Below are 21,072 nucleotides of genomic sequence, written 5' to 3' on the forward strand. Positions count from 1 at the left end.
CATGAAGACGCTCAGTTTCGGATTCCTGCTGTGCCTGACTGGAGCCGCCCACGCGGCGCCGGCTGCAGATGACAGCAACCGTGAGCTGGTGGAACAGGGTCGCTACGTGGCGCTGCTCGCCGACTGCCAGGCTTGCCATAGCGCACCCGGCGGCAAGCCTTTCGCGGGTGGCTATGAAATCCACACACCGATGGGGCCGATCTTCGCGAGCAACATCACCCCATCGCAGCGATACGGCATCGGCGCTTATAGCGAGGCCCAGTTCAGTGCGGCGCTACGCAAGGGCAAGCGGGCCGATGGCGCCAACCTCTACCCGGCCATGCCGTACACCGCCTACCGCGGCATGAGCGACAAGGATATCCATGCGCTCTACGTCTACTTCAAGCAGGGCGTGGCGCCGGTAGAGCAGGCTGCGACGCTGACCAGTCTGCCGTTTCCGTTCAACTGGCGCCCGCTGATGAGCCTCTGGAACGGCCTGTTCCTGGGCGCCGCACAGGCTCCGGTCAACGGCGCTCAGCAGCCGATCGAGCGAGGGCGCTACCTGGTCGACGTGCTTGGCCATTGCGGCACCTGCCATACGCCGCGCAACGCTCTGCTGGCCGAGATGGGCGGCAGTTACCTGGGCGGCGCTGCGGTGGGTGGCTGGTATGCGCCGAACATCACTTCCGACCCGGTCAGCGGCATTGGTACCTGGAGTCAGGAGGATCTTGTGCATTACCTGCGCACCGGCCATCTGGAGGGCAAGGGGCAGGCCGGGGGTGGCATGGCAGAGGCGGTCAGCGAGAGCCTGCGGCACCTGGACGAAAGCGACCTGCAAGCCATGGCGACCTACCTGCGCACGGTGTCGCCGATTCGTGACCCGGTCCAGTCGGTGCAACGTTCCACCTTCGCCGGGCGCCAGGAACCGCCGAGTGAGCTGGAGCCATTGCTGGATCGCCACCCCCAATCGCTGGCAGACAGCACCGTGCTCGATGGCGCACGGCTCTACAACGCCGCCTGCGCCAGTTGTCACCAGATCGACGGGGCCGGTACGCAGAACCAGTTCTACCCTTCGCTGACGCATAACAGCGCCACCGGTGATGTGCATGCCGGCAGCCTGGTCATGGCCATCCTGCGGGGCGTCGAACGCAACACCAACAGCTACCAGGTCGCCATGCCGGCCTTCGCCGATCAATTGGACGACGGACAAGTGGCGGCCGTGAGCAACTATGTGCTGCAGCACTTCGGCAATCCGGCGTTGCAGGTGACTGCCGAGGACGTGGAGGAGTCCCGCGCGGGAGGTGGTCGGCCTTTGCTCCTGCGGGCAATGCCCTATGGGGTGATGCTGCTGGTGTTGGTCCTGCTACTCGCAGGCTTGGCGCTGGGGCAACGCTTGCGCAGAAGAAAGGCCTGAGGCCACGAGAAGAAGGCCCCCGCACAGGGCGGGGGCTGCTGGGTCACGCCGGCGCGCCGGGCACCTTGCGCGGAGCCATGAAGAACATCCAGACCAGGGCCAGGAAGTACATGGTCGGGATGATGGTGAAGAGGATGGCGTAGTTGTTGTGGGTGACGGTAAGGATGTAGCCGACGATCTGGGTCATGAACATGCCGCCAATCGCGGCGAACATGCCGCCAAAGCCGAACACCGTGCTCATCAGGTGCTTGGGCGTGTAGTCCATCACCAGGCTCCAGATGTTCGCCGTCCACGCCTGGTGCGCGCCGACGCCCAGGGCGATGGCGGCCACCGCGACCCACAGGCCACTGGCCTTGGCGGCGAAGATCACGCCGATGATCGCGCAGGCACAGATGAACATCGACAGCAGGCGCGCATGGATGGAGTTCATGCCACGGCCGATCAGCCAGGACGAGAGGATGCCGCCGCCGATGCTGCCGAAGTCCGCGGTCAGCCAGATCAGCATCAGCGGGATGCCCATCTGGGTGACGCTGATGCCCAGGCCGTATTGCTGGTTGAGGAACGGCGGCAACCAGTAGAGGTAGAACCAGAACACCGGCGCGGTCAGCGAGTAGGCCAGGGCGAAGGCCCAGGTGCCGCGCATGCGCAGGATGGTGGAGAAGGGCACGCGTTCGGCGGGCGGCTCGTCGGCCTCCTGGATGTAGTCCAGCTCGCTCTGCTTCACCGTCGGATGCTCTTCGGGGTTGAAGTACTTCAGGCTCCACAGCACCACCCAGACGAAGCCCAGCGCGCTCATGCACAGGAACGCCGCCTGCCAGCCCCAGGCCGCGAGGATCAGCGGCAGCAGCGCGGGAGTGACCATGGCGCCGACGTTGGTGCCGGCATTGAAGATACCGGTGGCCATGGCCCGCTCGCCGGCTGGGAACCACAGGCGGGTGGTCTTCACGCAGGCCGGGTAGTTGGCGGCTTCCGTCAGGCCGAGGATGAAGCGGCAGACCATGAAGCCGGCCGCCGAGCTGGCCAGACCGTGGGCGCCGGTGGCGAAGCTCCACAGCAGCACGGCGAAGAAGAACGCGCGCTTCACGCCGATGCGGTCGATCAGCCGGCCCTGCAGCACGAAGCCGATGGCGTAGCCGACCTGGAACCAGAAGTTGATGTTGGCGTAGTCCATGGCCGTCCAGGCCATCTTCTCGGCGAGCACCGGCTGCATCACGCCCAGGGCGGCGCGGTCGATGTAGTTCAGGGTGGTGGCGAAGAACACCAGGGCGAGCATGCCCCAGCGCACCTTGCCGACCGCCATGGCGCCACGCACCTTGCCGAAGAACGAGGAACCGTGCGGGGAGACCGCGGCGAGGGGAGCGGATTGCGTATGGATCATGATCGGGGCCATCCGTTATCGGGCTGACGCGCAGCCTCAGGAATTATTGTCGTGCCGCAGGCATCCCGCGTGCTCCACCGCCGATCGGCGTGGGCAACAGGAAAGACGTGCGGTGGCTGGCGAAAATCAGTGCGCGCGGTGGCGCCCGAGCAGGCAGCACAGACCTGGCATCAGGCGTGCCAGGACGGTTTGCCGGTGGGGGATGGAGGCAGCGAGGCGAGGGTGGGGGATGTACATGAGCATTTACCCGTTCTTGAAATTGTTATGGATGACACGCAGGCCATCTCGCAGCGGCTTTGTGTACTTCTCCAGGCAAGGCAGGTGGCTGGAGAGCAGCCGGGTTGCGTCGACGTGGCTAAATCTTGAGCAGCGGCCGGAACAGCGTCAATTCGATAAACGGCCTTTGGTTCGGTAATCGAACACAAAACTAACCAGTTAGTACACTTTAAATTGCTGCCGGCCCCGACCGCCAGAATAATCAGACTCAGCCGGAGACCGATTCCAGAAAGCCCTCACCCCGCCCGGCAGGAGTTCCCCAGATGCAACGTTCGATCGCCACCGTTTCCCTGAGCGGGACCCTGCCGGACAAGCTCGAAGCCATCGCCGCCGCCGGTTTCGACGGCGTGGAAATCTTCGAGAACGATCTCCTCTATTACGGCGGCAGTCCGCGCGACGTGCGCCGTCTCTGTGCCGACCTGGGGCTGGCGATCACGCTGTTCCAGCCGTTCCGCGACTTCGAGGGCTGCCGCCGCGACCGCCTGCCGCGCAACCTCGACCGCCTGGAGCGCAAGTTCGACCTGATGCAGGAGCTGGGCACCGACCTGGTGCTGATGTGCAGCAACGTGGCCGCCGATTCGCTGGGCGAGCGCGAATTCCTCCTCAAAGACCTTGGCCTCGCCGCCGAGCGCGCCGGCGCCCGTGGCCTGCGCGTGGGCTACGAAGCCCTGGCCTGGGGCCGCCACGTAAACACCTGGCAGCAGGTCTGGGACCTGGTGCGCGAAGTGAATCACCCGGCGCTGGGCGTGATCCTCGACAGCTTCCACACCCTCTCGCTGAAGGGCGATCCGGCCGGGATCGCGCAGATTCCGGGGGAGAAGATCTTCTTCGTGCAGATGGCCGATGCGCCGATCCTGGCCATGGACGTGCTGGAGTGGAGCCGGCACTTCCGCAACTTCCCCGGCCAGGGCGAGTTCGACCTGGCGGGCTTCCTCGCGCCGATCCTGAAAAGCGGCTATCGCGGCCCGCTGTCGCTGGAAATCTTCAATGACGGCTTCCGCGCCGCGCCGCCGCGCGCCAACGCCGCCGACGGCCTGCGCTCGCTGCTCTATCTCGAAGAGAAGACCCGCGCCCGGCTGGAAAGCGACGGCACGCCGAAGGAGCAGCTCGACTGCCTGTTCGCGCCGCCGCCAGCCAGCCAGCTGGATGGCGTGGAGTTCCTCGAATTCGCCGTCGACGAAGCCCTCGGCGCACGCCTGGGCAATTGGCTGGAGCGCCTGGGCTTCGCCCGTGCCGGCGAGCACCGCTCCAAGGCGGTAAGCCTGCTGCGCCAGGGCGACATCAATATCGTGCTCAATACCGAGCCCTATTCCTTCGCCCACAGCTTCTTCGAGGCCCACGGCCCGTCGCTGTGCGCCACCGCCTTGCGCGTGCGTGACGCCGCCAGCGCGCTGCAGCGTGCACAGGACTACAAGGGCCAGCCATATCGCGGGCTGGTCGGCCCCAACGAGCGGGAGATTCCCGCCGTGCGCGCGCCGGACGGCAGCCTGATCTATCTCGTTGAGGAACGCGCCACCGGGCAGACCATCTACGACGTGGACTTCCGCCTCGATCCCGCTGCAATGCCGAGCGGAAAGCTGCAGCGCATCGACCATATGGCCATGGCGCTGCCGGCGGACGGGCTGGACAGCTGGGTGCTGTTCTACAAGGGACTGTTCGACTTCGAGGCCGATGACGAAGTGGTCCTGCCCGATCCCTACGGCCTGGTGAAGAGTCGCGCCTTGCGCAGCGCCAACGGCAGCGTGCGCTTGCCGCTGAACATCTCGGAGAACCGCAACACGGCGATCTCCCACGCGCTGTCCAGTTATCGCGGCTCCGGCGTCCATCACATCGCCTTCGCTTGCGAAGACATCTTTGCCGAGGTGGCGCGGGCGAAGGACGCCGGCGTGCCGTTGCTGGAAATCCCGCTGAACTACTACGACGACCTCGCCGCGCGCTTCGACTTCGACGACGAGTTCCTCAGCGAGCTGGCCTACTTCAATGTCCTCTACGACCGCGACGCCAGCGGCGGCGAGTTGTTCCACGTGTACACCGAGCCGTTCGAGGAGCGCTTCTTCTTCGAGATCATCCAGCGCCGCGGCGGCTACGCTGGCTACGGCGCGGCCAACGTCGCCGTGCGCCTGGCAGCCATGGCCCAGGCGCGAAACGGCACCACCCGTCGACCGAAGGTCTGAGCCGCCGCGCTTTGCGTGCAGGGTGTGGGGGCGCGCATAATCCGCGCATCCCTTCACCCCCCAGCGGGCGCCCCTGGCGCCTGCCCGACGATGCAAAGCCATGACCGACAGCGCCGCCCAGCCGACTCCCGCCGAACCCGCCCGCCGCGGCCGCAAGAACAACCCGGAGAAGACCCGCGAGGACATCCTCCAGGCGGCCATCGTCGAGTTTGTCCAGCAGGGGCTTTCCGGCGCGCGGGTGGATGCCATCGCCGAGCGCATGAACACCTCGAAGCGGATGATCTACTACTACTTCGGCAGCAAGGAACAGCTCTACCAGGCGGTGCTGGAGAAGCTCTACGGAGATATCCGCGGCACCGAGCAGAGCTTGCACCTGGCCGAGCTGGAACCGTTGGAGGCCATGCGCCGGCTGGTGGATTTCACCTTCGACCACCATGACCGCAACGTCGATTTCGTGCGGATAGTCAGCATCGAGAACATCCACTACGGCCAGTTCGCCTCCGGCTCCGAGGCGATTCGCTCGATGAACAGCAACATCCTGCGCACCATCGAGGACATCCTCCAGCGCGGTGCTGCCAGCGGGGCGTTCCGCGACGGCCTGCAGGCCATCGACGTGCACATGCTGATCAGTGGGTTCTGCTTCTATCGCGTGTCCAACCGCCATACCGTCGGCTCGCTGTTCCAGGTCGAGCTGGAAGACCCGGCGATCAAGGCGCGGCACAAGGACATGATCATCGAGGCGGTGTTGCGCTACGTGCAGCCGTAAGGTCGGTTGGGGCACTGCCCATTATTGCCGGCGAACACCTGCGTAGGATGGCGTGGAGCGAAGCGATACCCATCGCGGGTACCGCGCCCGATTACATGGCGGCGAAATGCGTGAGCATCCGTTCAGCGTCTGCCTCGACGCCACTGAACAGCTCGAACGCCTTCACCGCCTGGAACACCGCCATGTTGCCGCCATCCAGCGTGCGGCAGCCGAGGCTGCGGGCATGCCGGAGCAGTTCGGTCTCCAGCGGGAAGTAGATGATCTCCGCCACCCACAGGCCCGTGTGCAGCAGCTCCAGCGGCAGGGGCGCGCCGGGCAGCTTGGCCATGCCCACCGGGGTGGTGTTGACCAGCCCGTTTGCCTCCGTGACGGCGCCGGCAAGGTCATGACCGACCCGCGCGCGCTGGCCGCCGAAATGCGCGTTGAGGTTATCCACCAGCGCCTGGGCGCGGGCCGAGTCCACTTCGAAGAGAGTCAATTGCTGCACACCTTCGCTGAGCAGCGCGTGGGCCACTGCAGCGCCTGCGCCGCCAGCGCCCAGTTGCACCACGCGTTCGCGCGGTGCATCGCTGAGGTTGCGCCGGAAACCTTCGGCAAAGCCCAGGCAGTCGGTGTTGTGGCCGATGCGTTTGCCATCGCGCAGCACCACGGTATTCACCGCACCGATACCCCGCGCCTCGTCGGACAGCTCATGCAGCAGCGGGATCACTGCCTGCTTGCACGGGAAGGTGATGTTCAGCCCGGTGTAGCCCATGCGTTCCGCGGCGGCGAGCAGGTCGGGCAGGGCACCGGCATCGACACCCAGTGTGTCCAGGTCGATCAGCCGGTAGAGATAGCGCAGCCCCTGGGCGTCGCCCTCGTGCTCGTGCAGGGCTGGGGTGCGCGAAGCCTGGATGCCGGCACCGATGAGCCCGGCCAGCACGGTGCGGTATTCGTTCATGGCCTTCACCCCTTCAACAGCTTGGCGAAGTGCTGGATGCCGGCGCGATAGCCGTCGCTGCCGAGCCCGGCGATGACGCCCACGGCGATCGCAGAGACGAACGAGTGATGACGGAACTCCTCGCGCCGGTGCACATTGGACAGGTGCACTTCGATTACCGGCAGCTCCACGGCGGCGAGCGCGTCGCGGATGGCTACCGAGGTGTGGGTCCAGGCGGCCGGGTTGATCAGGATGCCGGCGCAGCGGCCGCGGGCCTGGTGAATCCAGTCGAGCAGCTGGCCTTCTCGGTTGGTCTGGCGGAATTCGATGTCCAGACCGTTCTCGGAACCGGTGCGCTGGCAGAGCGCGGCGATGTCGTCGAGGGTCTCGTGGCCGTAGGTGGCGGGCTCACGGGTGCCGAGCAGGTTCAGGTTCGGCCCGTTGAGCACGAGCAGGGTATGAGGCATGAAGGGAGGCTCCGTTGTTTTTGTATGGCCGTGCGGGAAAGGCCTGCAGGAGCAAAATGTACCAAATGGTTAATTTGGTCAATGCCACCGGAGGTTGGTGGTTTTTGTTGAGATATGCTGACTTAAATCGACCTGAGTGGCCGTTTTTGCGCCGATCTTGCGATTACGTGCATGTGGCCGCGAGCGGGAGAAAAACGACAATCCGTGCGGTGATCGACCACCCTGCGTAGGAGCGGACTCCGTCCGTGATCGGTTCGACGCGGCAGTGGGCCCGAAGGCGGACGTTGCCCGCGACCCGCCCAGTGCTGAACCTGCCGGCAAAAAAAGACCCGCCAAGTGGCGGGTCAGAGGGGGAAGCCTGGAAGCCAGGCCAGTTGGAGAGAACCGGTTTCAGACGTGCAAGGCATGTCCCAGCGCACGCAGCGCAGCTTCCTGCACCGCTTCGCCGAGGGTCGGGTGGGCGTGGATGGTGCCAGCGATGTCTTCCAGGCAGGCGGCCATTTCCAGCGACTGCACGAAGGCCGTGGACAGCTCCGACACCGCCTTGCCCACGGCCTGCCAGCCGAGGATCAGGTGGTTGTCCTTGCGCGCCACCACACGAACGAAGCCGTCGCTGGATTCCTGGGTCATGGCGCGGCCGTTGGCGGCGAACGGGAAGCTCGCGGTCAGCACCTCATGGCCGGCGGCCTGGGCCTGTTCCGGCGACAGCCCGACCACCACCACTTCCGGATCGGTGAAGCACACCGCCGGGATCGCCGTGGGGGTGAAGGCGCGGCGCTTGCCGGCGATGATCTCGGCGACCATCTCGCCCTGGGCCATGGCGCGGTGGGCCAGCATGGGCTCGCCGGCGATGTCGCCGATGGCCCAGACATCGCGCATGGAGGTGCGGCATTGCTCGTCGACCTGCACGGCGCGGCCGTTCATGTCCAGGCGCAGGGTGTCGAGGCCCCAGCCGGCGGTGTTGGGGTGGCGGCCGACGGCGACCAGCACCTGGTCGGTCTCGATCACCCGCTGCGAACCGGCGCCATCCTGCACGCGCAGGCCTTTGCCGTCCGGCTCCAGGCCCATCACGCTGTGGCCCAGATACAGCTCGATGCCCAGCTTGCGCAGGGAATTGGCCACCGGTTTGGTCAGCTCCTCGTCATAGGTCGGCAGGATGCGCGGCTGCGCTTCCACCACCGTGACTTCGACGCCGAGCTTGCGGTACGCGGTGCCCAGTTCCAGGCCGATATAGCCGCCGCCCACCACCGCCAGGCGCTTGGGCAGGGTCTTCGGTGCCAGCGCCTCGGTGGACGAGATGACATTGCCGCCCACCGGCAGGAAGGGCAGCTCCACGGATTTCGAACCGGCCGCCAGCAGCAGGTGCTCGGTGTGGATGTGCTGGGTGCCGCCTTCGGCAAGCTCGACCTCGACGGTCTTGCCGTCGACGATCTTCGCCCAGCCGTTCACCACGGTGACGCCGTGCTTCTTCAACAGCGCGGCGACGCCGGTGGTCAGGCGGTCGACGATGCCGTCCTTCCATTCCACGGTGCGCTGGATGTCGATGCTCGGCGCCTGCACGCTGATGCCCAGCGGCGACTTGCCGGCGAACTCGCGGGCCTTGAGGTATTCCTCGGCGGCGTGGATCAGCGCCTTGGAGGGGATGCAGCCGATGTTCAGGCAGGTGCCGCCCAGGGAGGCGCCTTCCACCAGCACGGTGCGGATGCCCAGCTGGCCGGCGCGGATCGCCGCGACATAGCCGCCGGGGCCGCCACCGATCACCAGCAGGGTGGTTTCGAGAGTCTGGTTCTGTTTCACGTGTAGGGCTCCAGTCAATCGATGAACAGGGTGGCGGGGTGTTCGAGCAGGGCGCGCACGGCCTGGATGAAGGCCGCCGCGTCCATGCCGTCGACCACCCGGTGATCGAAGGACGAGGACAGGTTCATCATCTTGCGCACGACCACCTGGCCGTTGACCACCATGGGCCGCTCGACCATGCGGTTGACGCCGACTATGGCCACTTCCGGGTAGTTGATCACCGGCGTGCTGACGATGCCGCCCAGGGCGCCGAGGCTGCTCAGGGTGATGGTCGAGCCGGACAGTTCCTCGCGGCTGGCCTTGCCATGGCGCGCGGCTTCGGCGAGGCGCGCCACTTCCGCGGCGTTGCCCCACAGGTCGCGGGACTCGGAATTGCGCAGCACCGGCACCATCAGGCCATTGTCGCTCTGGGTGGCGACGCCCAGGTGCACCGCGCCGTAGCGGGTGATCACGTCGGCTTCGTCGTCATAGCGCGCGTTGAGCTGCGGGAAGTCGCGCAGGGCGACGACCATGGCACGGGCAATGAACGGCAGCAGGGTCAGTTTGCCGCGTGCCGCCGCGTGCTTGGCATTGAGATGCACGCGCAGCGCTTCGAGATCGGTGACGTCGATCTCCTCGACGTAGCTGAAGTGCGGGATGCGCCGTTTGGCCTCGGCCATCTTCTGCGCGATCTTGCGGCGCAGGCCGATCACCGGGATCTGGTGCTCGTCGTGGCGTGCGGCATAGCCGGAGGCGATGGTCGCGCCGCCGTGTTCCAGGAAGTGTTCCAGGTCTTCGCGCAGGATGCGCCCGGCCGGGCCGCTGCCCTGGACGAACTGCAGTTCCACGCCCAGGTCGCGGGCACGCTGGCGCACCGCCGGCGAGGCCAGTGGCTTCTCGCCCGGCGCGCGGCGCGGCGCCGGTGACGGGGCAGGGCGCGCGGCCGGGGCGACCGGCTTGCTCTCGACGCGCGGCGCAGGCTTGGGCGCTTCGGCGACGGGGGCCGGTTTGCTTTCCGGCTTGGCTGCCGGTACCTCTTCATGGGGGTTGGCTTGCGCGACTTCGCGGTGGTTGCCGTGGCCTTCCACTTCCAGGCGGATCAGCTCGCCGCCCACAGCCATCACCTGGCCGGGCACGCCGCCCAGGGCGATGATCTTGCCGGCCACCGGCGAGGGGATTTCCACGGTGGCCTTGTCGGTCATGACTTCCGCCAGCAGCTGGTCCTCATGGACCTCGTCGCCGACCTGGACATGCCACTCCACCAGCTCGACTTCGGCGATACCTTCGCCGATGTCCGGCATCTTGATGACGTGAGTGCCCATTCAGACCTCCATGGCGCGCTTGAAGGCCGCGCCGACGCGCGCGGGCCCCGGGAAGTAGTCCCATTCCTGGGCGTGCGGGTAGGGGGTGTCCCAGCCGGTCACGCGCGCAATGGGGGCTTCGAGGTGGTGGAAGCAGTTTTCCTGGACCAGCGACATCAGCTCGGCACCGTAGCCGCAGGTGCGGGTGGCCTCGTGGACGATGACGCAGCGGCCGGTCTTCTTCACCGATTCGACGATGGTGTCCAGGTCCAGCGGCCAGAGGCTGCGCAGGTCGATGATCTCGGCATCGATGCCGGTTTCCTCGGCTGCGGTCTGAGCCACGTAGACGGTGGTGCCGTAGGTCAGCACGGTCAGTTCGGAACCCGGGCGGGCGATGGCGGCCTTGTCCAGCGGCACGCTGTAGTAACCCTCCGGCACCTGGCTGGCCGGGTGCTTGGACCAGGGCGTCACCGGGCGGTCGTGGTGGCCGTCGAAGGGGCCGTTATACAGGCGCTTGGGTTCGAGGAAGATCACCGGATCGTCGTTCTCGATGCAGGCGATCAGCAGGCCCTTGGCGTCGTAGGGGTTGGACGGCATGACAGTACGCAGGCCGCAGACCTGGGTGAACATCGCCTCCGGGCTCTGGCTGTGGGTCTGCCCGCCGTAGATGCCGCCGCCGCAAGGCATGCGCACCACCATCGGCACGGTGAAGTCGTTGACCGAGCGGTAGCGGATGCGCGCGGCTTCCGAGACCAGCTGGTCGGTGGCTGGGTAGACGTAGTCGGCGAACTGGATTTCCACCACCGGGCGCAGGCCGTAGGCGCCCATGCCGACGGCGGCGCCGATGATGCCGCTCTCGGAGATCGGCGCGTCGAACACCCGCGAGGTGCCGTATTTCTTCTGCAGGCCCTCGGTGCAGCGGAACACGCCGCCGAAGTAGCCGACGTCCTGGCCGAACACCACGACGTTGTCGTCGCGTTCGAGCATCACGTCCATGGCCGAGCGCAGCGCCTGGATCATGGTCATGCTGGTGACCGCCTGGGCGTTCTCGTGTTGCTGGTTCATGGCATTCATACCCCGAGCTCCTGGCGCTGCCGGCGCAGGTGTTCCGGCAGGTCCTTGTAGACGTCGTCGAACAGGTTGGCGGCGCTGAACACATGGCCGTCCACCAGCGAGCCGTGGCGTTCGGCCTCTTTCTGCGCGGCGATCACTTCGGCTTCCAGTTCCTTCTTCAGCGCTTCATGCTGCTCTTCGGACCAGATGCCGAGGCCGATCAGGTGCTGCTTGAGGCGGGCGATGGGGTCGCCCAGCGGGAAATTGGTCCAGTCATCGGCGGGGCGGTATTTGGACGGGTCGTCCGAGGTGGAGTGCGGGCCCGCGCGGTAGGTGACCCACTCGATCAGGCTCGGCCCATGGCCGCGACGGGCGCGCTCGGCGGCCCATTGCGAGGCGGCGTACACGGCGAGGAAGTCGTTGCCGTCCACTCGCAGCGAGGCGATGCCGCAACCCACGCCGCGGTTGGCGAAGGTGGTGCCTTCACCGCCGGCAATGGCCTGGAAGGTGGAGATCGCCCACTGGTTGTTGACCACGTTGAGGATCACCGGCGCGCGGTAGACGTGGGCGAAGGTGAGGGCGGTGTGGAAGTCGGATTCGGCAGTGGCGCCGTCGCCGATCCAGGCGGATGAGATCCTGGTGTCGCCCTTGATCGCCGAGGCCATGCCCCAGCCGACGGCCTGGATGAACTGGGTGGCGAGGTTGCCGGAGATGGAGAAGAAACCCTTCTCGCGGCTGGAGTACATGATCGGCAGCTGGCGGCCCTTGAGCGGGTCCTGCTCGTTGGAGAGCAGCTGGCAGATCATGTCCTTGAGCGGGTAATCGCGAGTGATCAGGATGCCTTGCTGACGGTAGGTCGGGAAGGTCATGTCGCCGTCGCGCAGGGCCATGGTGTGGGCGGTGGCGATGGCTTCTTCACCCAGGCACTGCATGTAGAAGGACATCTTCTTCTGGCGCTGGGCGGTGAGCATGCGCGCGTCGAAGAGGCGCGTCTTGAGCATCAGGCGCATGCCGCGCAGCAGCTGTTCGTGGCTCAGGTCCGGGGCCCAGGGGCCGACGGCGTTGCCGTCTTCATCGAGTACGCGCACCAGGCTGAAGGCCAGGTCGGTGGTCTGCGCGGGTTCCACGTCGATGTCGGGCTTGCGCACCTCGCCGGCGGGCGACAGGTGCAGGTAGGAGAAGTCGGTCTTGCAGCCCGGACGCCCGGTGGGCTCGGGGACGTGCAGGCGAAGCGGAGCGTAGTCAGTCATGGTCGGTCTCCAGTTGTGATCGTGGGTGTGGATCAGCAGACGGAAGCGGCCATGCCTGGCGGGCGCACCCGGCCGGGTAAGGCTACGGTGCGGGTGCCGCGCGGGGTCGCGTGGCGGGGGGTGACATCACTCATGGTGAGGTCCTCGGTTGTTGTAGTTGTGGTTTCAGTATAGGTGTGACCGATTGGTTTTTTGCTCCAAATTGACTAGCTGTAAGCTTCAGGATTAGTGTGTTTGAACTATAAAAACAGCTCTGGGTAGTACGACGAAAAATGGCTGATCTCGACCGCACCGACCTGAAAATCCTCCGCGCCCTGGCCGACGATGGCCGCCTGTCCTGGCGCGATCTGGCGCAGAACATCGGCCTGTCGCTGACCCCGACCCTGCGCCGGGTGCGCCGCCTGGAGGAGGAGCAGTACATCCAGGGCTACTTCGCTCGCCTCGACGAGGAGCGCCTGTCCGGCGGCATGAGCGTGTTCGTCTCGGTGTCCCTGGAAAAACAGACCGGCGACTACCTCGCGCGGTTCGAAGAACGCATCGTCCAGGCACCGCAGGTGATGAGCTGCTTCCAGATGACCGGCGACGCCGACTACATGCTGCGGGTGGTGGTGAAGGACCTGTCGGCCTACCAGCTGTTCCTGACCAATACGCTGACGCAGATTCCCGGCGTGGCCGGGATCAAGTCGGCGTTCGCGCTGAAGTCGGTGATGCTGCGCTCGGCGCCGCCGATCTGAGCGGGGCCATGGCGCGGGAGCAGTGATTTCGCGGACAAGGTCCGCTAATCCACCCGGCCCATTGCGGACGATCCGGCTGGATTGTAGGAGCGAGCTTGCTCGCGAACCTGCGGCCTGGCGTGGCGCCGACCCAATCGCGGATGAATCCGCTCCTACCGCAGCCGGCACCTGTCTCGCCTGGGCGTAGAAGCGGACTCCGTCCGCGATAGCTATCCGACCATGCGGGAACATCGGCAGAGTGCGGTTCGCGAGCAAGCTCGCTCCTACGAAAAACAAGTCAACCCTCGCGGCGGAACTGCTCGCGGTACTGCGTCGGCGTCACCCCCAGGCGCTGGGAGAACACCAGGCGCATGCGCGCCGCGCTGCCGAAGCCACAGCGCCAGGCGATCATCTTCAGGGCCTGGTCGCTGCCTTCCAGCAACCCGCGCGCCGCGTCGATGCGGGCGCGCTGGACGAATTCCGCGGGCGTCACCCCCGCTTCACGGACGAACACCCGGGCAAAGCTGCGCGGGCTCATCGCCACCTCGGCCGCCAGGTGCGGCACGCCCAGCGGCTGGTCGAGGTGCTCCTGCACGTAGCGCTGGATGCGCGCCACCGGTGAGCCTTCGTCGGCCGGCGCCTGCAGGAAGGGGCTGAACTGCGATTGCCCGCCCTGACGCTGCGCCACCACCAGCAGTCGCTTCGCCACTGACAGCGCTACTGCTGCGCCGTGGTCCTCGGCAACCAGTGCCAGCGCCAGGTCTATACCGGCCGTCACGCCCGCCGAAGTCACCAGCGCGCCATCGCGCACATGAATCCGATCCGGCTCTACCAGTGCCCGCGGGAACAGTTCGGCCAGCCGCCGCGCGTCACTCCAGTGAGTCGTCACACGCTTGCCGTCCAGCAACCCGGCATGGCCGAGCAGGAAGGCCCCGGTGCAGATCGAGCCGTAACGCGGGGCCCGGGCACAGGCCGCGCGTAGCCAGCCGAGCAACTCGGGCGCGGGCGTCCCTTCCGGCAATTGCGGCCCGCCTGGCACCAGCAGGATGTCGGCGGCGCCGTCACCTTGATCGAGACTGAAGTCGGCGCCGAGCAGTTGGCCGTTGGAAGCGCGCAGAGGGCAGGGCGGCGCGGCCAGGGTGACGACCTGGTAGCCCTGGCCCGCAGGGACGAAGGCATTGGCCTCGGCGAACACGTCCAGCGGCCCGGAAACATCCAGCGCCTGCACGCCGGGGAACAGCAGCATGGCTACGCGCTTCATGGCGTCTCCCGATCCGATCGATGGTGTTCATTCTTGCGGGAGAAAATGCTGGCCGCAAACGCTACGTGGGTTCGAATGCTGCCAATCAGCCAACAGTCGGCGTGACAATCGAAAGATGGAATGGCCAGCAGTACGCCTTTGTTGCGTTATCTGCAGTAATGCATTGTCGAAGTCGAGCTGTGTAGGAAAGATCCGGTCAGCTAGATTTATGGCAGTGGGCCACGATCGACGCGACCCGCGTGATCCTGAGGTTCCTGTCATGAAATCCGCGTATAGCGCGCTCTTCGCCATCCCCGCCCTGCTGCTGTCCTTCAGCGCCTTCGCCGACGATGCGGCCGTGTACCACTACGGCATGCCGCTGGACGTGGCCAAGGTGCTGAGCATTTCGCAACCCAACGACCGCTGTGAAGTCAGCCAGGCGACCATGGTCTACCTGGATTCCCAGGGCCGGCAGCACACCGTCAAGTACCTGCGCCAGACCCCGCGCTGCAGCGACATCTGAGTCAGGCGCGGAACTGATCCACCAATCCCTGCTGCCGGCTGGCCAGGTCGTTCAGTGAACGACTGGCGCTGGCGGCCTGCTGTGCCTGATCGGAAATGGTCTGGGTGACGTCGCGGATGCCGGCGATGTTGCGGTTGATCTCCTCGGCGACGCTGCTCTGTTCCTCCGCGGCGCTGGCGATCTGCAGGTTCATCTCGCTGATCAGGTTCACCGCTTCGCCGATCCGACGCAGGGCGTCGATGGCCTGGCGCGCCTGATCGACGTTGCCCTGGGCCTGGGCGAAGCTGCCCTGCATCGCGCTGGTCACTGACTGGCCGCGCGCCTGCAGGTTCTCGATCACTTCGCGAATCTCCTCCACCGACTCCTGGGTACGCCGGGCCAATCCGCGCACTTCGTCCGCGACCACGGCGAAACCGCGCCCGGCATCGCCTGCGCGTGCCGCTTCGATGGCGGCATTGAGCGCCAGCAGGTTGGTCTGCGCGGCGATGCCGCAGATGACTTCGAGGATCGAGCCGATCTGCTCGTTGCTCGCCGCCAGTTGCTGCAACTCGGCCATGGCCTGGTTCATCCCGGCGGCCAGCAGGTCGATGCCGCTGTTGGTGGCGTCGAGGGTGCGGAAGCCGTCGTCGCAGGCCTGTTCCGCGGTGCGTGCGGCATCGGCGGCGCGGGCGGCGCTGCGGGCCGAGTCCTGGGCGGTGGCGGACATTTCCTGGAGCGCCGTGGCGACCATGTCGATCTCGCGGAACTGCTGCTGCATGCCGTCGCTGGTCTGCCGGGCGATCTGCGCCGAGCGGTCGGCGGTGGAGTGCGCCTCGCGGGTCGCCGACTGCACGGCGGCGATGCTCGGCTGCAGCTTGTCGAGGAAACGGTTGAAGGCGGTGGCCAGGCGGCCCAGTTCGTCGCGGCGCGGGTAGTCGAGGCGGCGGGTGAGGTCGCCTTCGCCGTCGGCGATGTCTTCCAGCATCCGCGCCAGGCGCAGGATCGGCCGGCTGATACCGAGCGCGGTGAGCGCCACCAGCAGCATGCCGAGCAGCCCGGCGGCAATGCCGACGCCGGTTTCCAGCGCGGTGCTCTTCCAGCGCAGGTCGTCCAGCGTGCCTTTGAGTCGTTCCGCCGGGGCGAGCATCACTGCGCGGGGAACACTGAGCAGGATGCCCCAGGGCGCGGCGTCCGGCACTGGCGCGAGGCTGTGCAGCACGCTGATGGATTCGCCGTCGTCGGTGGATTGCGAGCGGCCGGCGGCGATTTCGCCAAGCACGCTCTTGTCGTCGAACTTTTGCCCCAGCTTCGAGGCGTCGCCACTGTCGCTGGCAATCAGGCCGTTGGGGCTGAGGATACGGATGCGGCCCTGGCCGTCGAACAGGCTGCGGCTGCCTTCCGCGCTGCTCTGCTGCAGCGCCGCCAGGTCGATGTCGAAGCCCACGGCGGCGATGGCCTTGCCGTTCTCCAGCAGCGGCAGGGTGACGCTGGTGACCAGCCGGCGCTGGCCCGAGGCGTCGTCGAAATACGGGTCGAGCACGCAGGGGCGGGCGTGCCCGGTGGAGCAGGTGAAGAAGGCGTTGTAGGGCTGGCCGCTGGGGCCGGGGGTGGTGTCGCCGAGGACCTGCTCGGTGCCGATCACCCGCTGGGTGTCCTTGCCGTTCTGCAGCAGGTAGAGGGCGAAGCGGCCGGTCTCGTTGCTGCCCAGGTCTTCGCGGGCGGCGAACTGGCTGTCGGCGGCGTCCAGCGCATCGGGCTGGAACACCAGGAACAGGCCGAGCAGTTCCGGGTGTGCGGCGAGGGTGTCGGCCATCGACTGATTGAGCGCGTTGCGCAGCGCGGCGGCGTCGAGGACGCCCTGGTGCTGCTGCGCGCGCAGGGTCTGCACGCTGCGCAGCAGGCCTTCGCCGAGCAGCAGGTTGTTCTGCAGGCGTTCGCGGATCAGCAGGGCCTGCACCTGGCCCTGGGTCTCCAGGTTGTGCCGCGCGGCAACGGCGAACAGTTCGCCGCTGTCGTGCTGGATGGTGCGGCTGTCCTGTCGCGCCTGGTACAGCGAGAGGCCGATCAGGACGCTGGCGACGAGGATCAGGCAGAGGCCCGCCAGCCAGGTGATGCGACCCTGGATGGAGGTCAGGAGGCTGGGCATGGCGGGCATCTTCCCTGGGCTTTAGAACGTGGTGGAGAACATCAGCTGGCTGTAGAGGTTGCTGTTGTCGTTGCCGATCTGGGTGCCGCCTTCGGCCGCGCTTTTCTTCGGCTGGTACAGGCCCACCAGCGGGATGATCATCAGGTGATCGTTGACCGCCCACTCGGCGTAGAGGTCCAGTTCGTTGGCGTCGGTGTTGCCCAGGTCGGTGTCCAGGGTGTGGAAGTCGAACCACTGCAGGCCGACGTTGACGTTCTCCAGCGGGCTGACCTTGGCGCCGATGTTGTTCACGCGGGTGTTGCTGTTGAACGGGCCGGAGTAGTTGCCTGCCACCTCGCCCTGGAACCAGGTGCCGAAGCCGCGGCTGAAGCCGTAGAACAGCGGGTCGTAGCCTTCGGAGAAGCGGCTGAAGCGGTAGCTGACGTAGGGCTTCCAGGCGACGTCGGAGAAGGTCCAGCCGGCTTCCAGGTACCAGGCGTTCTCGTTGTCGGTGTGGCGCTTGTCCTGCCAGGCGTACTCGCCGGAGAGGAACAGGTTCTCCACGCCGGCATTGCCGGTGCCGCGCAGGCTGTAGGTCTTCATGTCCTTGCGGTCGAGTTGGGCGGGCGATGCGTATTGTTCATCGATGTCGTTCACGTCGATGTAGGTCAGGCCGAAGGTAGCTTCCTGGGCGACGTGTTCGAGGGTGGCGACGTACAGCTCGGACTTGGCCTGGGCACGGTTGTCGGACTTCAGGCTCATCAGGTCGCCACGCCAGCCTTCCTTGCCGCCGACGCGCAGCACGGCGGTTTCGTCGAAGTCGCGGCGGCCGGCCAGGTAGTAGGCGCCGCCACGGTTGTACTCGCCGTCAGCCAGGCCGTTACCCATGTTCAGGGCGTCGCCGTCGATCAGGAAGCCATCGCCGACCACGATGTTCTGGCAACCGAAGGACAGGTCGATACCGTCCTCGCCGAGCACCGGGAACAGGCCGCCCGAGCGCCAGCCGGCGTAGGCGTCTTCGATCTTGGTGGTGCGCTCGGAACCGTCGCTGAAGCCGGCGGCGTCGCCGTCGCCCCAGGTCGCGGAGCTGAGCAGGTTGAACGCGCCGTAGGCGGTGCCCGCGTCGCCGAGCTTCTGGTCGCCGCTCAGGCCGTACTTGATGAAACCTTCCTGCCAGGAGGACGAGCCTTCATCCAGGGTGCCGGTCATGTTGTAGCGCTCCTGGCTGTGGAACAGCCCGAAGGTCGCGGAGAGATCGGCGTTCAGGTGCGTATCGTCGGTGGCGTACAGCTGGTAGGCGCTGGCGGAACTGGCCCCGGCGATGAGCAGGGCGAGCAGGGTGGGGCGCAGCACGGCGGCGTGGGTCATGGTGAAGGCATCCGTTTCGTTATTGTCGATTGAGGGGATGTGACTTCTGCCGATGCTAAGTAAGGGCTGGCCCTGTGCCGTTGCTCCTGTCTGCCAAGTGATTGGGTGTGGTTGCCAGATCGGTGGGAGGAGGTTGTCGAGATCCGTGCGGGCTGAAAAACCCTCTCCCCAGCCCTCTCCCTGAAGGGAGAGGGAGCCGAATGTGCCGGCTGATGATCTGGTTTAATCCTGCTCCGATCAGTCCCCTCTCCCTTCAGGGAGAGGGAGAGGGCGTGAGAGCGTCTTCCAGTAGCCTCAACGCGCTCTTGAAATCACCGACGGCTGCTCCGCATACAGGCGCTTGTAGAGGGCCGAGAAATGACTGGAACTGGCAAACCCCAGGTCCAGCGCCAGGTGGGTGATGCTCTGCTGCGGCTCCTGCTTGAGCCGGCGGCGCGCCTCGGCCAGGCGCAGGCTGAGGAAGAACTGTTGCGGCGTGCTCTGGCAGATCTGCCGGAAGCAGTACTGCAGGGTGCGCTGGCTGGTGTTCAGGCTCTGGCTCAGTTCCAGCAGCGACAAGGGTTCGGAGAGATCCGCCTGCATGCGTTCGATAGCCGCCAGCACCAGCCGGCGATGCTGTTGCAGCGAGCGCGGCGTGCCTTCGCGGTCATGGCCCGGGAGGATTTCTTCCAGCGCCTGCAGCACGTGGCTGAGCACCAGCGCGACGGCATGCCCGGCCTGCTGCGGATTGTCCACTCGCCACGGCTCGCTTTCGAAACCGGCGAGGGCATCGCACAGGCTGCGGCGCAGATCGCCCGCACCGGTGGGTGAAAGTTGCAGGCGACGTTGCTGCAGCGCCCGTTCGAACAGTTCGCGCTCTTCGGCACCGAGCAGGCGTTCCAGCTGCGCCTGGCTGAAGGTCAGGCCGAGCATGTGGATTTCCCCTGCGGCGCAGATTTCCAGCTCGCGGCCGCCTTCGAGCACCAGCAGGGTGTCGTCGTGCAGGGCCTGGCCGTTGAAGCGCGAATCGGCACTGGCGCGCAGGGGAATGCCGATCACCAGGTGGCCGGCGGGCGGCGCCATGTTCTCGTGCAGGTGCAGGTTGGAGTGTTCGTAGATCAGCGAGGCGTCGGGCAACTGCACATGCAGCAGCTCCGCCTGCAGGCGGCCGTGGCCGAGCTGGGTGTAGTCCTGGCTCCAGCCGGCGAGGGCGCAGGCCAGTTCATCGGAGTCGGTTGCCTGGTGGCGGGCTATGCCGGTCATGGCGGTTCACCTCGGTTGTGCGCCGAGTATCGGCCAGCGCTGGCGCGCAGGCTTGTGCCTGCGCGCCAGGGTGTTGCGGCGCTCTGCCAGTTTCAGCGACCGGCGAGGTAGGCGGCGGCCAGTGTACAGGCGCGTTCGATCAGCATGGGCGCCAGTTCCCGCGCGGTCTCGCTGTTGCGCCGGGTATGCACCCAACCCAGGTAGGTGGTGCCGCGCAGGGCGAGGAACAGCGGCAGAGCGGCGCGATCGGCGGCGGACAGCGGCTTGACCGAGTCGTAGCCGGCCAGCAGCGCCGCCTGGATCTGCGCCAGGCGCGGGTCGTCGAGGCAGAAGTACAGCGCGGTGGCCAGCTCGAACATGTGCCAGCCGAAGCCGGCATCGTCGAAGTCGATCAGCTGCAGTTCACCGCCTTCGAGCAGCAGGTTCTCCGGCACCAGGTCGGCGTGGATCATGCCGAAGTTGCCCAGGCTGCGGCCGTACTGGCGCAGGTCCAGACGCGCTTCCTGGCGCGCCCGCTGGAGCAGTTCGTGCTGTTCGGCGCTGAGCAGGTCCAGCTCCCAGAAGCGCCCCCAGAACGGGTTGGCGCCGACCAGGCCTTCCTCGTCCCAGGCGTGCCGGGTGAACTCGTTGGGCTGACGCCACTGCGCCGAATTCAGGTGGATACGCGCGGCCACCGCGCCGGCCTGATGAAACAGCGCCTCGATGTCGCCAGCGGCGCTCAGGCCCTGTTCGGCGGAGCCCAGGGTGCTGCCGGAGAGCCAGCCGAGCATGTCGACGAAGCGCGATTCCTCCAGGGCGGCGCTGCGTACCTCGGCCAGGTGCTCGCCGCTGCGGGTGCGGATGATGCTCGGCACGCCGATGCCGCCGGCGGCCAGTTGCTCCATCCAGGTCAGCTCCGAGCGCAGCGCCGCTTCGCTGTGGTAGCCGCCGCGGTGCACGCGCAGGGCGCTGCGTGTGCCGTCGCTGCGGGTGGCGCAGAACACCGCGTTCTCGCGGTACTTGAGCAGTTCCAGGCCGACGAAATCGCCGTCCCAGTGGTGCAGGGCGTCCAGCGCCAGGTCGCGCAGGCAGGCGATCTGCTGGTCGTGATCAAGCTCTGCGAAACAAGCCTTGGCAAAGTCGTTCATGG

General features: G+C 66.6%; 17 protein-coding genes and 1 pseudogene. 5 read left to right on the forward strand and 13 right to left on the reverse strand.

Going from position 1 to position 21,072, the window contains the following annotated elements; translation table 11 throughout:
- Position 1 precedes the first annotated feature (1 nt).
- A complete protein-coding gene (locus tag J2T47_RS19285; RefSeq protein ID WP_253450249.1) occupies positions 2–1,393 on the forward strand; it encodes a cytochrome c in 1,392 nt (463 codons plus the stop codon).
- Positions 1,394–1,436: 43 nt separating this feature from the next.
- Here J2T47_RS19285 and J2T47_RS19290 read toward each other — a convergent pair whose 3' ends face one another.
- Complete coding sequence (locus J2T47_RS19290; protein ID WP_253450252.1) at positions 1,437–2,771, reverse strand: MFS transporter; 1,335 nt, start codon at positions 2,769–2,771, stop codon at positions 1,437–1,439.
- Between the two features lie 539 nt (positions 2,772–3,310).
- Here J2T47_RS19290 and quiC point away from each other — a divergent pair.
- Complete coding sequence (quiC, locus tag J2T47_RS19295; RefSeq protein ID WP_253450255.1) at positions 3,311–5,221, forward strand: 3-dehydroshikimate dehydratase QuiC; 1,911 nt, start codon at positions 3,311–3,313, stop codon at positions 5,219–5,221.
- Positions 5,222–5,321: 100 nt separating this feature from the next.
- Complete coding sequence (locus J2T47_RS19300; protein ID WP_253450258.1) at positions 5,322–5,987, forward strand: TetR/AcrR family transcriptional regulator; 666 nt, start codon at positions 5,322–5,324, stop codon at positions 5,985–5,987.
- A 91-nt stretch (positions 5,988–6,078) separates the two neighbouring features.
- Here the strand turns inward: J2T47_RS19300 and J2T47_RS19305 are convergent, their stop codons facing one another.
- From J2T47_RS19305 to J2T47_RS19330, 6 genes are all read right to left on the reverse strand, one after another.
- Positions 6,079–6,927: a shikimate dehydrogenase gene (locus J2T47_RS19305; protein WP_253450261.1), complete on the reverse strand. Its 849-nt coding sequence runs from the start codon at positions 6,925–6,927 to the stop codon at positions 6,079–6,081.
- A gap of 5 nt (positions 6,928–6,932) precedes the next feature.
- Complete coding sequence (gene aroQ / locus J2T47_RS19310; protein ID WP_253450264.1) at positions 6,933–7,373, reverse strand: type II 3-dehydroquinate dehydratase; 441 nt, start codon at positions 7,371–7,373, stop codon at positions 6,933–6,935.
- Between the two features lie 390 nt (positions 7,374–7,763).
- Complete coding sequence (gene lpdA / locus J2T47_RS19315; protein ID WP_253450267.1) at positions 7,764–9,170, reverse strand: dihydrolipoyl dehydrogenase; 1,407 nt, start codon at positions 9,168–9,170, stop codon at positions 7,764–7,766.
- A gap of 14 nt (positions 9,171–9,184) precedes the next feature.
- Positions 9,185–10,471 carry a dihydrolipoamide acetyltransferase family protein gene (locus tag J2T47_RS19320; RefSeq protein WP_253450270.1) on the reverse strand — a complete coding sequence of 429 codons (1,287 nt, stop codon included), beginning with the start codon at positions 10,469–10,471 and terminating at the stop codon, positions 9,185–9,187.
- Positions 10,472–11,524 (reverse strand): alpha-ketoacid dehydrogenase subunit beta, encoded by a 1,053-nt coding sequence (locus J2T47_RS19325; RefSeq protein WP_081519779.1) that lies wholly within the window; start codon positions 11,522–11,524, stop codon positions 10,472–10,474.
- Positions 11,521–12,753, reverse strand: coding sequence for a 3-methyl-2-oxobutanoate dehydrogenase (2-methylpropanoyl-transferring) subunit alpha (locus J2T47_RS19330; protein ID WP_253450274.1), 1,233 nt, complete (start codon positions 12,751–12,753; stop codon positions 11,521–11,523). The genes J2T47_RS19325 and J2T47_RS19330 overlap by 4 nt, the downstream gene beginning before the upstream one ends.
- A 272-nt stretch (positions 12,754–13,025) precedes the next feature.
- Between J2T47_RS19330 and J2T47_RS19335 the strand changes: the two genes are divergently transcribed.
- Complete coding sequence (locus J2T47_RS19335) at positions 13,026–13,487, forward strand: Lrp/AsnC family transcriptional regulator (RefSeq protein WP_015477328.1); 462 nt, start codon at positions 13,026–13,028, stop codon at positions 13,485–13,487.
- 277 nt (positions 13,488–13,764) lie between these two features.
- On the opposite strand, the gene J2T47_RS19340 is transcribed toward J2T47_RS19335, so the two are convergent.
- The gene (locus tag J2T47_RS19340) at positions 13,765–14,727 is read right to left on the reverse strand and encodes a GlxA family transcriptional regulator (protein WP_253450277.1); all 963 of its coding nucleotides are present in this window, start codon (positions 14,725–14,727) and stop codon (positions 13,765–13,767) included.
- 259 nt (positions 14,728–14,986) lie between these two features.
- Between J2T47_RS19340 and J2T47_RS19345 the strand changes: the two genes are divergently transcribed.
- The gene (locus J2T47_RS19345; RefSeq protein WP_253450280.1) at positions 14,987–15,229 is read left to right on the forward strand and encodes a DUF2790 domain-containing protein; all 243 of its coding nucleotides are present in this window, start codon (positions 14,987–14,989) and stop codon (positions 15,227–15,229) included.
- A 1-nt stretch (position 15,230) separates the two neighbouring features.
- Here J2T47_RS19345 and J2T47_RS29475 read toward each other — a convergent pair whose 3' ends face one another.
- The 5 genes and pseudogenes from J2T47_RS29475 to J2T47_RS19365 all read right to left on the reverse strand — a co-directional run bounded on the left by J2T47_RS29475 (position 15,231) and on the right by J2T47_RS19365 (position 21,070).
- The gene (locus J2T47_RS29475; RefSeq protein ID WP_437180999.1) at positions 15,231–15,986 is read right to left on the reverse strand and encodes a methyl-accepting chemotaxis protein; all 756 of its coding nucleotides are present in this window, start codon (positions 15,984–15,986) and stop codon (positions 15,231–15,233) included.
- A 102-nt stretch (positions 15,987–16,088) separates the two neighbouring features.
- A pseudogene (locus tag J2T47_RS29480) lies at positions 16,089–17,363 on the reverse strand (HAMP domain-containing protein); the annotation flags it as partial.
- 12 nt (positions 17,364–17,375) lie between these two features.
- The gene (locus tag J2T47_RS19355) at positions 17,376–18,701 is read right to left on the reverse strand and encodes an alginate export family protein (protein WP_253450286.1); all 1,326 of its coding nucleotides are present in this window, start codon (positions 18,699–18,701) and stop codon (positions 17,376–17,378) included.
- Between the two features lie 294 nt (positions 18,702–18,995).
- Positions 18,996–19,943: a helix-turn-helix domain-containing protein gene (locus J2T47_RS19360; RefSeq protein WP_253450289.1), complete on the reverse strand. Its 948-nt coding sequence runs from the start codon at positions 19,941–19,943 to the stop codon at positions 18,996–18,998.
- A 92-nt stretch (positions 19,944–20,035) separates the two neighbouring features.
- Positions 20,036–21,070, reverse strand: a complete 1,035-nt coding sequence (locus J2T47_RS19365) for a phosphotransferase enzyme family protein (RefSeq protein WP_253450292.1) — start codon at positions 21,068–21,070, stop codon at positions 20,036–20,038.
- Positions 21,071–21,072: the final 2 nt, after the last annotated feature.

The sequence above is a fragment of the Pseudomonas nitroreducens genome, assembly GCF_024170165.1.
GTDB lineage: Bacteria > Pseudomonadota > Gammaproteobacteria > Pseudomonadales > Pseudomonadaceae > Pseudomonas > Pseudomonas nitroreducens_C.

Bases quoted from the DNA above. Each gene is read 5' to 3' on its own strand.
- quiC (WP_253450255.1), top strand. From the start codon at position 3,311: ATGCAACGTTCGATCGCCACCGTTTCCCTGAGCGGGACCCTGCCGGAC.
- J2T47_RS19355 (WP_253450286.1), bottom strand. From the start codon at position 18,701: ATGACCCACGCCGCCGTGCTGCGCCCCACCCTGCTCGCCCTGCTCATC.
- J2T47_RS19360 (WP_253450289.1), bottom strand. From the start codon at position 19,943: ATGACCGGCATAGCCCGCCACCAGGCAACCGACTCCGATGAACTGGCC.
- J2T47_RS19330 (WP_253450274.1), bottom strand. From the start codon at position 12,753: ATGACTGACTACGCTCCGCTTCGCCTGCACGTCCCCGAGCCCACCGGG.
- J2T47_RS29475 (WP_437180999.1), bottom strand. From the start codon at position 15,986: ATGCAGCAGCAGTTCCGCGAGATCGACATGGTCGCCACGGCGCTCCAG.
- J2T47_RS19340 (WP_253450277.1), bottom strand. From the start codon at position 14,727: ATGAAGCGCGTAGCCATGCTGCTGTTCCCCGGCGTGCAGGCGCTGGAT.
- J2T47_RS19365 (WP_253450292.1), bottom strand. From the start codon at position 21,070: ATGAACGACTTTGCCAAGGCTTGTTTCGCAGAGCTTGATCACGACCAG.
- J2T47_RS19325 (WP_081519779.1), bottom strand. From the start codon at position 11,524: ATGAATGCCATGAACCAGCAACACGAGAACGCCCAGGCGGTCACCAGC.
- J2T47_RS19290 (WP_253450252.1), bottom strand. From the start codon at position 2,771: ATGATCCATACGCAATCCGCTCCCCTCGCCGCGGTCTCCCCGCACGGT.
- J2T47_RS19320 (WP_253450270.1), bottom strand. From the start codon at position 10,471: ATGGGCACTCACGTCATCAAGATGCCGGACATCGGCGAAGGTATCGCC.
- J2T47_RS19300 (WP_253450258.1), top strand. From the start codon at position 5,322: ATGACCGACAGCGCCGCCCAGCCGACTCCCGCCGAACCCGCCCGCCGC.
- aroQ (WP_253450264.1), bottom strand. From the start codon at position 7,373: ATGCCTCATACCCTGCTCGTGCTCAACGGGCCGAACCTGAACCTGCTC.
- J2T47_RS19285 (WP_253450249.1), top strand. From the start codon at position 2: ATGAAGACGCTCAGTTTCGGATTCCTGCTGTGCCTGACTGGAGCCGCC.
- J2T47_RS19305 (WP_253450261.1), bottom strand. From the start codon at position 6,927: ATGAACGAATACCGCACCGTGCTGGCCGGGCTCATCGGTGCCGGCATC.
- J2T47_RS19345 (WP_253450280.1), top strand. From the start codon at position 14,987: ATGAAATCCGCGTATAGCGCGCTCTTCGCCATCCCCGCCCTGCTGCTG.
- J2T47_RS19335 (WP_015477328.1), top strand. From the start codon at position 13,026: ATGGCTGATCTCGACCGCACCGACCTGAAAATCCTCCGCGCCCTGGCC.